Genomic DNA, 15,440 nt, shown 5'->3' with positions numbered 1-15,440 from the left:
GGCATGCGTAAGGCAGTGGCGGGGGCCGTGCTGGGCGCGGCGGCGGCACGGGCGGCGTACACCGCGCTGACCCGCCGCCCGCCCCGCGGGGAGAAGCTCTGGCTGCGGACCAACCACCGCGGTGAGCCGGTGACGCTGCTGGAGGGACCGGCGTTCGCGGTCGGCGCGGTCACGGCGATCGCCGTCGCTCCGGGCGTGCCGACGCGGATGAGGGCCGCCGCGATCGTCGCGGGCGGCGTCACCGGGGCGCTCGGCGGCTACGACGACTTCGCCGGATCAGGCGACTCGCGCGGGTTCAAGGGGCACCTGTCGGCCCTCGCCCGCGGCGAGGTCACCACGGGCGCGGTGAAGATCCTGGGCATCGGCGCCGCCGGCCTGGCGGCCGCCGTGGTCGCGGGCACCGGCGCGCCCACCCGCCGGGGCGCCGCGCTCGACATCCTGATCAATGGTGCGCTCATCGCCGGCACCGCCAACCTGCTCAACCTGTTCGACCTGCGGCCCGGCAGGGCCATCAAGGCCGGGCTGCTGGCGACCCCCCTGGTGTTCGCCCCGCCGTCCCCGTCGGCGCCGCGCGGCCGGTTCGCCGGCCTGCTCAGCGGGTCGGCGGTCGCCGCCGCGCCGCTGGGCGCGGCGCTCGCGCTGCTGCCGGAGGACCTGGGTGAGCGGGCGATGCTCGGCGACGCCGGCGCGAACTCCCTCGGCGCGCTGATCGGCCTGTCCGCGACGGGTCTGAGCCGGCGGTCGCGCCTGGCCGTCCTCGCGGGCGTGACAGCGCTGAACGCCGCGAGCGAGGTCGTCAGCTTCACCAAGGTGATCCAGGCGACTCCGCCGCTGAACCGGCTCGACCAACTGGGCCGCCGTCCCGTCGTGCCGGAGGCGCGTCCGTCGGACACCTCGTGACCACACCCGACGTGACCGAGGAGGCCGAGGAGACGACCGCCGGCCGGGGGACAGGACTCGCCCGGGCCGCCGTGCTCATCGGCGTGATCACCATCTTCGCCCGGATCGTCGGCTTCTCCCGCAGCCTCGTCCTGTCCCACACCGTCGGCAACGACTGCCTGGCCACGGCGTACTTCACCGGCAACCAGGTGACGAACATCCTGTTCGAGGTCGTGGCCGGGGGAGCGCTGGCGAGCCTCGTCGTCCCCGTTCTCGCGGGGCCCGCCGCCGGCCGCGCGCCCGAGGCCCGCCGGATCGCCTCCGCGCTGATGACGTGGACCGTGCTGATCCTCGTGCCGCTCAGCCTTGTCGCCGCCTTGGCGGCCCGCCCCGTGATCACGATGCTGGTCGGCAGCCAGGTGCCGGGCTGCTCACGGACCCAGGTGATCGACGCGGGCACCCGGATGCTCGTGGTGTTCGCCCCGCAGATCCTGTTCTACGGGCTGGCCGTGGTGATGTACGGCATCCTGCAGGCACACCGCCGCTTCCTCGGACCGGCGCTGGCACCGCTACTGTCGAGCCTCGTCGTCATCGGCGCGTACCTGATGTTCCTGTCCACGGGCGCGGCCTACCGGCAGGCCGCGAACCAGCACGACCTGTCGACCGTCACCCGGACGGCCGAGCTGACCCTGTCGGTCGGTACGACGTTGGGCGTGCTGGCCCTCGTCGCGACGGTGGCCGGGCCCGCCGCGCGGCTGCGGCTCCGGTTGCGGCCCACCCTGACCTTCCCGCCCGGCGTGGCCGTGCGCATCCGGAGGCTGGCGCTGGCGGGGCTGGCCACCCTCCTCGCGCAGCAGGCGGCCTGGGGCATCGTGATCGTGCTCGCCAACCGCAGAGGCGGATCGGGCGCGCTGGCGGTCTACCAGTACGCCTGGGCGCTGTTCCAGTTGCCGTACGCCGTCCTCGCCGTGCCGCTGGCGACGAGTGCCTTCCCGCTCCTGTCGGCCCGCGCGAGCGACGGGGACGACGAGGCGTTCGACCGCACGGCCGCGCGCACGACACGGGCGATCGTCCTGTTGTCGTTCGCGGGCGCGGCCGTCCTGGCGGCGACCGCACTTCCCGTCGCCCGGGTGTTCCTGCTCGGCACCAAGGGGCAGGTGCCGCCCATCGACCTTGCCCGCGCGATCGTCGCGTTCGCGCCCGGACTGATCGGCTACGGGCTGATGGCGCACATCGGCCGCGCCCTGTACGCCGCCGGAAAGGGACGGGCCTCGGCGGCCGCGCAGGTCACCGGGTGGGTCGCGGTGATCGCGGCGGAGCTTGCGCTGGTCCTGGCGGCGGGGCGGCGCGACGCCGTCGCCGCGCTCGGGCTGGGCAACTCGATCGGCATGACGGTCGCCGGCGCCCTCCTGCTGTTCACGCTGGCGCGGACCCGGGGCGGCACCGCCCTGCGCGGGGTGGGACGGGCGGCGGCGACGGGGCTGGGCGGCGCGGCGGCCGCATACGCGGCGGGAGCCGGTGTGGCCGCGGCGTTCGGCGCGACCGGCCTGGCCGCCAGCGTCGGGGTGGGCGTGCTGGCCGCTCTGGCCGCCGCCGCGGCGTTCGCGGCCATCGCGTACGTGGGCGACCGGGATGATCTACGAAGCCTGATCGGGCGGAGGCTGTGATGGACGGACCGAGGGTCGCGCTGGTGCTGGCGACGAGCGCCGGCGGGGTGGGCCGGCACGTCCGGTCGCTGGCCGACGGCCTGCGGGCGCGCGGCGCGAAGGTGGTCGTCCTGGGCCCCGCCTCGTCCGACGCGTTGTTCGGGTTCACCGAGTCCGGCGCGGGGTTCGCGCCGGTGGAGATCGCCGATCGCCCGCACCCTGTGGGCGACGTGCGGGCGGTGGCCCGGATCCGGCGCCTCACCCAGGACGCCGACGTCGTCCACGCGCACGGTCTGCGGGCCGGAGGGCTGGCGGCTCTGGCCCGCGTCCGTACCGTGCCAGGACCGCTGCGCCTCGGCACGGCAGGCCCGCCGCTCGTCGTCACCCTGCACAACGCCTCCATCGCAGGGGGCCTGACCGGCGCGGCGTACGCCACGCTCGAACGCGTGGTCGCGCGCGGCGCGGCGGAGGTCCTGGCCGTCTCCCCGGATCTGGAGGAGCGGATGCGCTCGCTCGGCGCGCGTTCGGTAGGCCTGGCGCTGGTGCCGGCGCCGCCCCTCCCGCCGTCCGACGACCCGGCCGCGTCGAAGCGGATCCGTGCCGAGCTGGCCGCCGGGGATCGCCCCCTGATCCTCACGGTGGCGCGGCTGGCCGAGCAGAAGGGACTGCCGACCCTGCTCGACGCCGCTGCGGGCTGGGCCCGGCTGGACCCGCGGCCACTGGTGGTCATCGCCGGGGACGGGCCGCTGGAAGCGGAGCTCCGCGACCGGATCGCGGCGGAACACCTTCCGGTCCGGCTGCTCGGCCGGCGTACGGACGTCGCCGACCTCCTCGCCGCGGCCGACGTCGCCGTCGTACCCAGCGTTTGGGAGGGCCAGCCGCTGATCGTCCAGGAGGTGCTGCGCGCCGGGCGGCCCCTGGTCGCCACCAGGGTCGGCGGAGTGCCCGGCATGGTGGGCGAGGCGGCGCTTCTCGTGCCGTCGGGGGACGCCGACGAGCTCGAAGGCGCGGTGCGGCGCGTGCTGGACGATCCCGCGCTCGCCGATCGGCTCGCGTCCGCCGCCGTCGAGCGGGCGTCTCGACTGCCGGCCGACGACGACGCGACGGACCAGTTGCTCGCGGTCTACACGCGCGTCACCCGGGCGACCCTCTGACGACGTCTAGGTACGAGGAAGGTAAGCCTTTGTATATAGTCGGTCCACAGGAGGGGAGTATTCCTTCGCGGCAGTGTCGTCACCACGGTCCCAGGAGCCACATGAGGCCCGGTGCTGTCGGCCCGCACCGATGAGTGAGGGCGGAAGAGACCTCCGGGGCCGTTGCCCGCCACCGGAGGAAGTATTCCCGTGAACGTCACCCTTTGGGCCTGGGGCCTCACCCTGCTGGGTCTCCTCGCGTTCATCCTGTTCGACCTGTGGGTGGTCGACCGTGGCAAGCCGCGCGAGTTCTCCCTCCGGCAGGCGAGCGCGTGGGTGACGTTCTACGTTTTCCTGGCGGTCGTCTTCGGCGTCGGCCTGTTGTTCGTCGCCGGGGCCGACTACTCCGCGCAGTTCTTCGCCGGTTATCTGACCGAGTACAGCCTCAGTGTCGACAACCTCTTCATCTTCTACGTGATCATGGCGCGGTTCGCCGTGCCCCGCGCCAACCAGCACAAGGTGCTCCTGATCGGCATCATGATCGCCCTGGTGATGCGGGGGATCTTCATCGCGGTCGGCGCCGCCGCCCTGGCCCGGTTCGAGTGGCTGTTCTACATCTTCGGGGCCTTCCTCATCTGGACGGCCGCCGGCCTCGTGCGCGGTGAGCCCGACGAGGACGAGTACAAAGAGAATCTCCTGGTCCGCTGGATCTGCCGGGTCGTCCCGACGACGGACGACTACCACGAGCACCGGCTGACCGTCCGCATCGACGGCAAGCGCCTCATCACGCCGATGCTGATCGTGATGGTGGCGATCGGATCGACCGACCTTTTGTTCGCCCTGGACTCCATCCCCGCCATCTTCGGGCTCACCAAGGAGTCGTACCTCGTCTTCACCGCCAACGCCTTCGCGCTGATGGGTCTGCGCCAGTTGTACTTCCTCCTGCGAGGGCTGCTGGACCGCCTCGTATACCTCACCAAGGGCCTCGCGGTCATCCTGGCCTTCATCGGCGTCAAGCTCGTCATGGAGGCCATGCACACGACCTGGTTCGAACACGTGCCGGAGATATCGACCACCGTCTCCCTCGCCGTCATCGGGGTGACGATGTTCGTGACGACGGTCGCCAGCCTCATCAGGGCCGGGCGCCGCGGGACGTCCGGCCCGGAGTCCGGAGAGGAGCCGGGGGAGGCCGCCGTACGTACCGGGCCGGGTCCCGCCGTTCCGGACCCGGCGGCCCCCGACGATGCCGGATCCGCGCCCCCCACGGGCGGGACCGCGGATCGCACCGGCGGGAAGGCCGACCCTGTCGGCGCCGGCACCGACCGGCCGGAGGACGGCGCCGGCCCGGAGGACGACGAGACGCCCACCGACCCGACCGACGTCGAGGCGAGGGCCCGGCGCTGACCACCGAATGCCGTCCGCCCCGGCCGGCTTTCCCGGCGGGGACGCCCCTGCCCCCTGTACCGTGATCACAGCGGATGACGTCTGGGAAGGTTCGCATGCGCTTGCCCTCGGTGGCGCCCGCGGTGACGCGGACGATCGCGATCGTGCTGGCGGTCGCGGCCGTCGGCGTCCTGGCGGTCACCGCCCTCGCCGACCGGCACGCCGGCCGCGAACCGGCCGCGACGCCGTCCCGGCCCGCCTCGCCGATCGCCGAGTCCACGATGCCCGGAAGCATCGATCTGCCGCCCACCAGCGCGCCCTCGACACCACGGGTGCGTCCCGCCGACGCCAAGAGCTGGCTCCGGGCGCTCGCCGGTAAATGGGCCCAGGACGCGGAGAAGAACTACTTCCAGTTCCAGCCCGACGGGACCGGCCAGTGGGTGGCGTTCGGCCAGAAACTGTGGAGCGGCAAGGCCACCCCGCGTGACGCCACGACGTTCGACCTGTCCGACCGGAGCGGGCAGGGCGCCTCCTACTGGCAGGTCAAGCTGGTGAGCGGCGGGAAGGAACTGTTCTTCGCCGGCACCCAGAAGACCTACCGAAAGAGCTAGGGGCTGTTTCGTAAGCCCCGTTCGTAGCGCAGCCGGACAGCGGGCTTATGAAACAGCCCCTTGCGTCAGTCACCGGGGCTGGCGGCCAGGGCCTCGAGCGCGTCGAGGGCCGAGACCAGCGCCGCGCGCTGCGCGGACGACAGGGCGCCCAGCTGCTCGACCAGGAACGCCGACCGCTCGGTGCGGAGCTGTTCGAGCTGGTGGCGGCCCTCCGACGTGATCTCCAGAAGAGTGGCCCGCCGGTCGTCCACGTCGGGGGTGCGGCGGATCAGGGCCTGAGCCTCCAGGGAGGCCACCAGCCGGCTTTGCGTCGGCGCGCTGACGCCCTCGTGAGCGGCCAGGTCGCCGAGCCGAACCGGGCCGAGCGCCTCGACGCTCGCGAGCGTCGACGCCTGGCTCGAGGTCAGCGTCTGCGGCCCGTGCTGGCGGACGCGCCGGTTCAGCCGGCCCAGCATCATGCGCAGCCGCGCCGCGAGCTCCACGTCCGTCAGACCCTCGGTCTCGGCCACCTGCCTGGTCACGCCCGTCATGCCCCTTACCCGGCTCGCTTCTCCGACACGCTCGTCACGCGCGCCTGCTCTCATCTTCCCCTCATCGCGGTGGCCGGCATGCGCGTACGGCGAGGAAACCGCCGACGCGACCGCCGGTCACGCCGACCGCGCCCGGAGGATCGCGCGGTGCACCCGATGAACGTCCGATGGACGACGATCGTGGCGCACTGTGGCCGGGATCACCAGCCCCGGGCGCGCCATTCCTGAATATGGGGGCGTTCGCGGCCGACGGTGGTGTCCTTGCCATGGCCCGGATAGACCCACGTCTCGTCCGGGAGCGTGCCGAAGACGCGCTCTTCGAGGTCGTCCATGAGCCGGCTGAACAGGGTCGCGTCGCCCCAGGTGTTGCCCGGCCCGCCGGGGAACAGGCTGTCGCCCGTGAACAGGTGCGGCGTGTCGCCGTCGTCGTACAGCAGCGCGATGGACCCGGGCGTGTGACCGCGCAGGTGGATCACGGACAGGGTGTTCTGTCCGACGCGGACGGTGCCGCCGTGGCGCACCGGCTCGGTGACCGGCAGCGGCAGGGCCTCGGCGTCGTCGGGGTGGGCCACGACCGACGGGTGGGTCGCGTCGACGACGGCGCCGAGCGCCCCCCAGTGGTCCTGGTGACGATGCGTCGTGACGACCCGGGAGAGAGGGGCGTCGCCGAGAAGTTCGAGCAGGCGGTCCGGCTCACTGGCGGCGTCGATCAGGACCTGCTCGCCCGTGGCGGTGCAACGCAGGAGGTAGGCGTTGTTGTCGTACGGCCCGACCGTCAGCTTACTGATCGTCAGACCGGGCAGTTCACGGACGTCGGGCGGGCCACCGACCTCGACGTTGCCTGTGTAGGACACGCACTCTCCTCAATCGGTCATCACCGGACGTCCCGCTGGACGCGTCCATCCTTTCACTCCCGTGGCGCTCGCCGCCCGGCCCGGCGGAGGTGCCGTGGCAGTGGTCCGTGGTCAGGGTGCGGAGAGGCGACGGTCCTCGGCTGTACGGAGGACGCGTCGTCGCGGCGCTCGGGGGCGGAGGAGGTGCCGTGGCGGTCCTCGGGCAGGGGCGTGCCCGGACATAGGGTCCGGCCATGGGAGACGATCTGCCGATCTGCCGCACCTGCGGGGTGCAGTACACCGCGCCCCGGCCGGACTGCCCGATCTGCGAGGACGAACGCCAGTACGTCGGGTGGGACGGCCAGCGGTGGACGACGCTCGCCGAGCTGCGGGCCGCCGGGCACCGCGGCAAGGTCGCCGAAGAGGGGCCGGGGGTCGTCGGGATCGGGACCGAGCCGCCGACCGCCATCGGGCAGCGGGCGCTGCTCGTACGGACGCCGTCGGGGAACGTCCTCTGGGACATGATCACCTATCTGGACGACGACCTTCTCGCCCGGGTCGCCGTGCTCGGCGGCGTCGACGCGATCGCGATCAGCCATCCCCACTTCTACGGCTCCATGATCGAGTGGGCGCACGCGTTCGACGCGCCCGTCTACGTCCACGCCGCCGACCGGGAGTGGGTGGCCCGGCCCGACGACGCGATCGTCTTCTGGGAGGGCGAGACCCGCGAGATCGGCGACGGGCTCACCCTGGTCAACGCGGGCGTGCACTTCGCGGGCGGCCAGGTGCTGCACTGGCGCGACGGCGAGGACGGCCGGGGGGCGCTGCTGACCGGCGACATCTTCACCGTCGTCCCCGACCGCCGGTACGTGAGTTTTATGTACAGCTACCCCAATCTCATCCCCGAGCGCTCCCGGATCATCCGCCGCGCACTGCGCCGCATCGAACCGTTCTCCTTCGAGCGGGTGTACGGCGGCTGGTGGAGGCGGATCGTCGCCGCAGACGGTGTCGCCGCCGTACGCCGGTCGGCCGAGCGCTACCTCGACCACGCCCTCGACGACGGGCCGGAGTAGGGCTCCTCATCGACCTCACCGGCCTCGCGCGTTTCGGTGGCGATCTCTCTTCGAACACGTGTACGGTTTCGATGCGACGAGGGGCCCGCCGTGAGGGGTTTCCGGAAGAAACCGGCCCGTCTCCTCGTTAGCCTGAAGCTGACCTGTCTCAACCAGGCTCTAGGGGATACCGGATACGCCGTGGCTGACCGTCTCATCGTGCGCGGAGCGCGTGAACACAACCTCAAAGACGTCTCACTCGACCTTCCGCGCGACGCGCTGATCGTGTTCACCGGCATGTCCGGTTCCGGGAAGTCGAGCCTGGCGTTCGACACGATCTTCGCGGAAGGCCAGCGCCGCTACGTCGAGTCCCTGTCGGCGTACGCGCGTCAGTTCCTCGGCCAGATGGACAAGCCCGACGTCGACTTCATCGAGGGCCTGTCCCCGGCGGTCTCGATCGACCAGAAGTCGACCTCGAAGAATCCGCGTTCGACGGTCGGCACCATCACCGAGGTCTACGACTACCTCCGTCTGCTCTGGGCCCGCATCGGCCATCCGCACTGCCCGATCTGCGGCCGGCCGATCTCCAAGCAGACGCCCCAGCAGATCGTCGACCGGGTGCTGGAGTTCGACGAGGGCACCCGGTTCCAGGTGCTCGCCCCGGTGATCCGCGGCCGCAAGGGCGAATACGCCGAGCTGTTCCGCGAGATGCAGACGAAGGGCTTCTCCCGCGCCCGCGTCGACGGCAACCTCGTACGCCTCGACGAGGCCCCCAAACTCAAGAAGTACGAGAAGCACGACATCGAGGTCGTCGTCGACCGGCTGAGCGTCAAGGAGGGCGCCCGTCGCCGGCTCGCCGACTCGATCGAGACGGCGCTCGGGCTCACCGGGGGCACGGTCATCCTGGACTTCGTCGACCTTCCCGAGGACGACGAGCAGCGCGAGCGGATGTTCTCCGAGCACCTCTACTGCCCCTACGACGACCTGTCGTTCGATGAGCTCGAGCCGCGATCCTTCTCGTTCAACTCCCCGTACGGCGCCTGCCCCGACTGCACCGGCCTCGGCACCCGCATGGAGGTCGACCCGGAGCTGCTCGTGCCCGACCCGGAGAAGACCCTCGGCGAGGGGGCGATCTCGCCCTGGTCGAACGGCCACATCAGCGACTACTTCCTGCGACTGCTCGGCGCGCTCGGCGACGCGATGGGCTTCGACCTCGACACGCCCTGGGAGAAGCTCCCGGCCAAGGCGCGCAAGGCGATCCTGCAGGGCCACGACACGCAGGTGCACGTGAGCTACCGCAACCGGTACGGCCGGCTGCGGTCCTACTACACGACGTACGAGGGCGTGATCCCGTACATTCAGCGGCGGCACTCCGAGGCGGAGAGCGACTCGAGCCGGGAGCGGTTCGAGGGCTACATGCGGGAGATCCCGTGCCCATCGTGTGAGGGCAAACGGCTCAAGCCGGTCGTGCTCGCCGTCACGGTCAACGACCGGTCGATCGCCGACGTGGCCGCGATGCCGATCGGGGAGTGCGCGAAGTTCCTGCTCAACATGGAGCTGAGCGAGCGGGAGAAGCACATCGCCGAGGCGGTGCTCAAGGAGATCAACGCCCGGCTCGGCTTCCTGCTCGACGTCGGCCTCGACTACCTCAGCCTCGACCGCGCATCGGCGACCCTCGCCGGCGGCGAGGCGCAGCGCATCCGCCTGGCCACCCAGATCGGCTCCGGGCTGGTGGGCGTGCTGTACGTCCTGGACGAGCCGTCGATCGGCCTGCACCAGCGCGACAACCACCGCCTGCTGGAGACGCTGATCCGGCTGCGCGACATCGGCAACACCCTCATCGTCGTCGAGCACGACGAGGACACCATCCGGGCCGCCGACTGGGTCGTCGACATCGGCCCGGGCGCGGGCGAGCACGGCGGTCAGGTCGTCGTCAGCGGCCCGGTCGAGGAGCTCCTGGCCCACGAGGCCTCGATGACCGGGGCGTACATCTCCGGCCGGAGGGAGATCCCGGTCCCGGCGAGCCGCCGCAAGCGCCAGCGCGGGCGTGAGCTGGTCGTCAAGGGGGCCCGCGAGCACAACCTGCGCGACATCGACGTCGCGTTCCCGCTCGGCGTCTTCACCGCCGTCACGGGCGTGTCGGGGTCCGGCAAGTCGACGCTGGTCAACGACATCCTCTACACCTCGCTGGCCAAGCAGCTCCACGGCGCCCGCACCGTGCCCGGCCGGCACAAGCGAATCAACGGGGTCGACCAGCTCGACAAGGTCGTCCACGTCGACCAGTCGCCGATCGGCCGCACCCCGCGGTCGAACCCGGCCACCTACACGGGCGTGTTCGACCACGTCCGTAAGCTGTTCGCGGCGACCGCCGAGGCGAAGGTGCGCGGCTACCAACCCGGCCGGTTCTCCTTCAACGTCAAGGGCGGCCGCTGCGAGGCGTGCTCCGGTGACGGCACCCTCAAGATCGAGATGCAGTTCCTGCCCGACGTGTACGTCCCCTGTGAGGTCTGTCACGGCGCCCGCTACAACCGGGAGACCCTGGAGGTCCATTACAAGGGCAAGACGATCTCCGAGGTCCTCGACATGCCGATCGAGGAGGGCCTGGAGTTCTTCGAGGCCATCCCGGCGATCCGCCGCCATCTCCAGACGCTCAACGACGTCGGTCTCGGCTACGTCCGGCTCGGCCAGCCCGCGCCGACGCTGTCCGGTGGCGAGGCGCAGCGGGTCAAGCTCGCCTCCGAACTGCAGCGGCGCTCCACCGGGCGCACGATCTACGTGCTCGACGAGCCCACGACCGGCCTGCACTTCGAGGACATCCGCAAGCTCCTCGGCGTGCTGAACGGCCTCGTCGAGAAGGGCAACACGGTCATCGTGATCGAGCACAACCTCGACGTCGTCAAGACCGCCGACTGGATCATCGACATGGGCCCGGAGGGCGGCTCGCGCGGCGGCACCGTCGTCGCCTCCGGCACCCCGGAGGACATCGCGAAGATCCAGGCGAGCCACACGGGCCAGTTCCTCACCAAGATCCTCGGCGGCTGACGGGCCCGCGCGGCGCGGCGCCGGAGTCCCTGGGGACGGTCGATCCGCCCTGTGGGACGTCGTTGTCACAGGCGGATCTCGCCTCCGCGTGGGCGCGGGTCACCGTGCCGCGAACCGGGCGATAACATGACTCGCAGATGTACTACAGCGTGTAGTAGATGATCTCGGGGAGCCTGATGACAGAGGAAGCGGTGGGCTGCTCCCGGCGGCGGCTGCTGGGAACGGCGACGCTGGCGGGCGCGGGGGTGCTCGGCCTCGGCGCGTGCGGGACGCGGTCGGCGAAGGCCATCGTGCCTCCGGCGATCAAGGGCAAGGTGATCGCGCGGACCGGGGAGATCCCCGTCGGCGGCGGCAAGGTCCTCGACAAGTGGAAGATCGTCGTGGCGCAGCCGTCGCAGGGGACGTTCAAGGCGTTCAGCGCCACGTGCACCCATCAGGGATGCACCGTGGGAAGCCCCGAGGACGGCGTCATCACCTGCCCCTGTCACGGCAGCGAGTTCGACGCGACCGACGGATCGGTCAAGCAGGGACCGGCCGGGGCGCCGCTGCAGGAGTTCACCGTACGGCTGCAGGGAGACGGCATCACTGTCGCGTAGCGTTGAACCGAACGGATCGCTCCTCCGTGAAACCCGGATGTAGGCCCGAACACGAGGAGGACCCCATGTCGTTCGATCCCCCGGCCGGCCCGGCCGACGCCACGGACCCCGAGACCGGCCCCGAGGCGCCGCCGACGCGCCGCGGAATGCTACTCGGCGTCGGCCTGGTCGGTGTCGCCGGAACACTGGCCGCCTGTGGCAAATCCGGCGACGACTCCGGAGGCTCCGTCACCGACGGCGTCGGTCTGGGCAAGGCCGCCGACATCCCGGTGGGCGGCGGAAAGATCTTCAAGGATCAGAAGGTCGTCGTCACCCAGCCGAAGCAGGGCGAGTTCACGGCGTTCAGCGCGGTCTGCACTCACCGTGGCTGCACGGTCGGCTCGGTGTCCGGCGGCACCATCAACTGCCCGTGCCACGGCAGCAAGTTCAAGATCGGCGACGGCTCCGTCGCCAACGGCCCGGCGTCGCAGCCGCTGTCGCGCAAGTCCGTGAAGGTGGAGAACGGCGAGATCAAACTCGCCTGACGGCCGAGCACGGGCGGAGCGACGACCCTGGAGGCTTGGTCGGGATCGGGCTCCGCGTACCTTCCGCTCGCGGCGGGCGGGACCACCCGCCCGCCGCGCGGGACGGCCGGACGTGCAACAGGACCGTGCCGATGACCCGGGAGGTGTGCCGGGTCCAGTTCTCGAAGGAGTTTTGCGCGAAGTACGACACGGGGAGCACGAAGCGGCGTTCGTTCCACAGCCGCATCACGACGTACGTGAGCGTCCACCGCCGTTCTTTCCGCAAATCGGCAGAATCCACAGGTGACTCGTATCACCCCATATCACCACTGAAGCGACCCGCCGCGCGGCGGCACTAGGCTTACGGCGTGGCAGATCCGGCGACCTACCGGCCCGCGCCCGGCTCCATACCTGAATCGCCCGGGGTCTACCGATTCCGCGACGGGACCGGCCGGGTCATCTACGTGGGCAAGGCGAAGAACCTGCGCTCCCGGCTGAGCTCCTACTTCGCCGACTTCGCGGGGCTGCATCCGCGCACCCAGACGATGCTGCAGACCGCCACGGGCGTCGACTGGACGGTGGTGGGCACCGAGGTCGAGGCGCTGCAGCTGGAGTACTCCTGGATCAAGGAGTTCGACCCGCGGTTCAACGTGAAGTACCGCGACGACAAGTCCTATCCCTACCTCGCGGTCACGATGCACGAGGACGTCCCGCGCGTACAGGTCATGCGCGGCGCGAAGAAGAAGGGCGTCCGCTACTTCGGGCCCTACTCCCACGCGTGGGCGATCCGCGAGACCGTCGACCAGCTGCTGCGGGTGTTCCCCGTGCGCACCTGCTCGGCCGGGGTCTTCCAGCGGCAGCGCCGGATGGGCCGCCCGTGCCTGCTCGGCGACATCGGCAAGTGCTCGGCGCCCTGCGTCGGCCGGGTCACCGAGCAGGGACACCGGGAGCTCGCCGAGGACTTCTGCGCCTTCATGGCGGGCGACACCGCGCGGTTCATCAAGGCGCTCGAGAAGGACATGAAGGCAGCCGCGGCCGACCAGGAGTACGAGCGGGCGGCCCGGCTGCGCGACGACATCCGTGCCCTCCAGCGCGCGCTGGAGAAGCAGTCGGTGGTGCTGGGCGACACGACCGACTGCGACGTGATCGCCTTCGCCGACGACGAGCTCGAGGCCGCCGCGCAGGTCTTCTACGTCCGCGGCGGCCGCATCCGCGGTCAGCGCGGCTGGGTGGTCGACAAGGTCGAGGACGTCACGACGGGCGAGCTCGTCGAGCAGTTCCTGCTGCAGATGTACGGCGAGACCGCCGCCGAGGCGGTGCCCCGGGAGATCCTGGTGCCCGCGCTGCCGCCCGACACCGACGCGGTCGTGGAGCTGCTCGCCGAGCACCGCGGCGGCCGGGTGGACCTGCGCGTGCCCCAGCGTGGCGACAAGAAGACGCTGATGGAGACGGTCGAGCGCAACGCCGTCGAGACCTTCAAGCAGCACAAGACGCGCCGGGCGACCGACCTGACGACCCGCAGCAAGGGCCTGCAGGAGATCCAGGACGCCCTGGACCTCGACCAGGCGCCGTTGCGCATGGAGTGCTACGACGTCTCCAACCTCCAGGGCACCCACGTCGTCGCGTCCATGGTCGTCTTCGAGGACGGCCTGCCCCGGAAGGGCGAATACCGGCGGTTCTCCATCAAGACGGTCGAGGGCCAGGACGACGTCCGCTCGATCCACGAGGTGATCCGCCGCCGCTTCAAGCGCTACCTCGAGGAGACCGAGAAGACCGGCGAGCTGGACGTCCTGGGCGAGCCGGAGGCCGCCGGGCCGATCGATCCGGAGACCGGCCGGCCCCGCAAGTTCGCCTATCCGCCCAACCTCGTCGTCGTCGACGGCGGCCAGCCGCAGGTCGCGGCCGCCCAGCGGGCCCTCGACGAGCTCGGCATCGACGACGTCGACGTGTGCGGCATCGCCAAGCGCCTGGAGGAGATCTGGCTGCCCGGCGAGGAGGACCCGGTCATCCTGCCGCGCAACAGCGAGGCGATGTACCTCGCGCAGCGGCTGCGCGACCAGGCGCACGACTTCGCCATCCGGTACCACCGGACCAAGCGCAGCAAGGGCATGCTCGTCAGTGAGCTCGACGACGTCCCGGGCCTGGGGCCCGGCCGCCGCAAGGCCCTGATCAAGCACTTCGGGTCGGTGAAGCTGCTCAAGGAGGCCGGCCCCGACCAGATCGCCGAGGTTCCTGGCATCGGACGCCGCACGGCTGAGAACATCATCGCGGCGCTGCACGCCCAGGACGGGGCGGCGTCAGGCGCCCAGGACGGGGGAGACAGGACGTGAATCACACGACAGGGGCGAACCTCACGGGCACTCCACAGGTGCCCGACATAGTGATCATCACCGGCATGTCGGGTGCCGGGCGCAGCACGGCCGCCAAGTCGCTGGAGGACCTGGACTGGTTCGTGGTCGACAACCTGCCGCCCGGCCTGCTGGCCACGATGGCCGACCTGGCCGAGCGGGGTCAGGGGGCGGTGCCGCGCATCGCGGTCGTCGTCGACGTGCGCAGCCGTGCCTTCACCACCGACCTGCAGTCGGCCTTCGACGACCTGGAGGCGCGCGGCGCGCACCCGCGGGTGGTCTTCCTCGAGGCGTCCGACGACGTCCTCGTCCGCCGCTTCGAGAGCGTACGCCGGCCGCACCCGCTGCAGGGGGACGGCCGGATCGTCGACGGCATCGCCCGGGAGCGCGAACTGCTGCGCGACGTCCGCGCCGAGGCCGATCTCGTCCTCGACAGCAGCGCGCTGAACGTCCATGAGCTGCGCGCCAAGATCGTCGAGTTCTTCGGCGGCGAGGCGGGGGAGTCGAGCCTGCGCGCGACCGTCGTCTCGTTCGGCTACAAGTACGGTCTGCCCGTCGACGCGGATCTGGTCGTCGACTGCCGGTTCCTGCCGAACCCGCACTGGATCCCCGAGCTGCGCCCGCAGAACGGACGGGACGCGGCGGTACGCGACTACGTGCTGTCCCGGCCGGGGGCCAAGGAGTTCCTCGACGCCTACACCGAGGTGCTGCGGCTGCTGGCGGAGGGGTACGAACGCGAGGGCAAGCACTACGTGACCCTCGCCGTCGGCTGTACCGGCGGGAAACACCGCAGCGTCGCGATGGCCGAGCAGTTCGGCGCCCGGCTGGGCGACGAGGGGCTCGAGGTAAGGGTCGTCCACCGGGATCTGGGACGGGAATAACCG

The 15,440-nt window shown here is 71.3% G+C and carries 13 protein-coding genes; 11 read left to right on the top strand and 2 right to left on the bottom strand.

The window, feature by feature from the left end:
• Window positions 1-3 precede the first annotated feature (3 nt).
• From NE236_RS23520 to NE236_RS23500, 5 genes are all read left to right on the top strand, one after another.
• Window positions 4-900: a hypothetical protein gene (locus tag NE236_RS23520; protein ID WP_252844246.1), complete on the top strand. Its 897-nt coding sequence runs from the start codon at window positions 4-6 to the stop codon at window positions 898-900.
• Window positions 897-2,546, top strand: coding sequence for a murein biosynthesis integral membrane protein MurJ (gene murJ / locus NE236_RS23515; protein ID WP_252844245.1), 1,650 nt, complete (start codon window positions 897-899; stop codon window positions 2,544-2,546). The genes NE236_RS23520 and murJ overlap by 4 nt, the downstream gene beginning before the upstream one ends.
• The gene (locus NE236_RS23510; protein WP_252844244.1) at window positions 2,546-3,679 is read left to right on the top strand and encodes a glycosyltransferase family 4 protein; all 1,134 of its coding nucleotides are present in this window, start codon (window positions 2,546-2,548) and stop codon (window positions 3,677-3,679) included. The genes murJ and NE236_RS23510 overlap by 1 nt, the downstream gene beginning before the upstream one ends.
• Window positions 3,680-3,868: 189 nt before the next feature.
• Window positions 3,869-5,062, top strand: a complete 1,194-nt coding sequence (locus NE236_RS23505) for a TerC family protein (RefSeq protein ID WP_308209146.1) — start codon at window positions 3,869-3,871, stop codon at window positions 5,060-5,062.
• 95 nt (window positions 5,063-5,157) lie between these two features.
• A complete protein-coding gene (locus NE236_RS23500; protein ID WP_252844243.1) occupies window positions 5,158-5,652 on the top strand; it encodes a hypothetical protein in 495 nt (164 codons plus the stop codon).
• Between the two features lie 65 nt (window positions 5,653-5,717).
• Here the strand turns inward: NE236_RS23500 and NE236_RS23495 are convergent, their stop codons facing one another.
• Together NE236_RS23495 and NE236_RS23490 are read right to left on the bottom strand one after the other, a co-directional pair.
• Entirely contained in the window at window positions 5,718-6,173 is a 456-nt protein-coding gene (locus NE236_RS23495) for a MarR family winged helix-turn-helix transcriptional regulator (RefSeq protein WP_252844242.1), read from the bottom strand.
• Between the two features lie 209 nt (window positions 6,174-6,382).
• Window positions 6,383-7,036 (bottom strand): MBL fold metallo-hydrolase, encoded by a 654-nt coding sequence (locus NE236_RS23490; RefSeq protein WP_252844241.1) that lies wholly within the window; start codon window positions 7,034-7,036, stop codon window positions 6,383-6,385.
• Window positions 7,037-7,269: 233 nt separating this feature from the next.
• On the opposite strand from NE236_RS23490, the gene NE236_RS23485 reads away from it, so the two are divergent.
• From NE236_RS23485 to rapZ, 6 genes are all read left to right on the top strand, one after another.
• Window positions 7,270-8,088: an MBL fold metallo-hydrolase gene (locus NE236_RS23485; RefSeq protein ID WP_252844240.1), complete on the top strand. Its 819-nt coding sequence runs from the start codon at window positions 7,270-7,272 to the stop codon at window positions 8,086-8,088.
• Window positions 8,089-8,268: 180 nt separating this feature from the next.
• Window positions 8,269-11,109, top strand: a complete 2,841-nt coding sequence (gene uvrA / locus NE236_RS23480) for an excinuclease ABC subunit UvrA (protein ID WP_252844239.1) — start codon at window positions 8,269-8,271, stop codon at window positions 11,107-11,109.
• A gap of 176 nt (window positions 11,110-11,285) precedes the next feature.
• Window positions 11,286-11,705: a Rieske (2Fe-2S) protein gene (locus NE236_RS23475; RefSeq protein ID WP_252844238.1), complete on the top strand. Its 420-nt coding sequence runs from the start codon at window positions 11,286-11,288 to the stop codon at window positions 11,703-11,705.
• A gap of 65 nt (window positions 11,706-11,770) precedes the next feature.
• On the top strand, window positions 11,771-12,229 hold the full coding sequence (locus NE236_RS23470; protein ID WP_252844237.1) for a Rieske (2Fe-2S) protein: 459 nt from the start codon (window positions 11,771-11,773) through the stop codon (window positions 12,227-12,229).
• Window positions 12,230-12,576: 347 nt separating this feature from the next.
• The gene (gene uvrC / locus NE236_RS23465) at window positions 12,577-14,538 is read left to right on the top strand and encodes an excinuclease ABC subunit UvrC (protein ID WP_252844236.1); all 1,962 of its coding nucleotides are present in this window, start codon (window positions 12,577-12,579) and stop codon (window positions 14,536-14,538) included.
• Window positions 14,535-15,437 (top strand): RNase adapter RapZ, encoded by a 903-nt coding sequence (rapZ, locus tag NE236_RS23460; protein ID WP_308209145.1) that lies wholly within the window; start codon window positions 14,535-14,537, stop codon window positions 15,435-15,437. Before uvrC ends, rapZ begins: the two co-directional genes overlap by 4 nt.
• Window positions 15,438-15,440: the final 3 nt, after the last annotated feature.

This window comes from Actinoallomurus purpureus, from assembly GCF_024055795.1.
Taxonomy (GTDB): domain Bacteria; phylum Actinomycetota; class Actinomycetes; order Streptosporangiales; family Streptosporangiaceae; genus Actinoallomurus; species Actinoallomurus purpureus.
Note: the sequence above shows the minus strand (reverse complement) of the source record. Positions and strands in the feature narration are given on the sequence as shown.

Coding starts and splice junctions, on each gene's coding strand:
- NE236_RS23520 (WP_252844246.1), top strand. CDS start 4: ATGCGTAAGGCAGTGGCGGGGGCCGTGCTGGGCGCGGCGGCGGCACGG.
- NE236_RS23510 (WP_252844244.1), top strand. CDS start 2,546: ATGGACGGACCGAGGGTCGCGCTGGTGCTGGCGACGAGCGCCGGCGGG.
- NE236_RS23500 (WP_252844243.1), top strand. CDS start 5,158: ATGCGCTTGCCCTCGGTGGCGCCCGCGGTGACGCGGACGATCGCGATC.
- NE236_RS23485 (WP_252844240.1), top strand. CDS start 7,270: ATGGGAGACGATCTGCCGATCTGCCGCACCTGCGGGGTGCAGTACACC.
- NE236_RS23475 (WP_252844238.1), top strand. CDS start 11,286: ATGACAGAGGAAGCGGTGGGCTGCTCCCGGCGGCGGCTGCTGGGAACG.
- NE236_RS23470 (WP_252844237.1), top strand. CDS start 11,771: ATGTCGTTCGATCCCCCGGCCGGCCCGGCCGACGCCACGGACCCCGAG.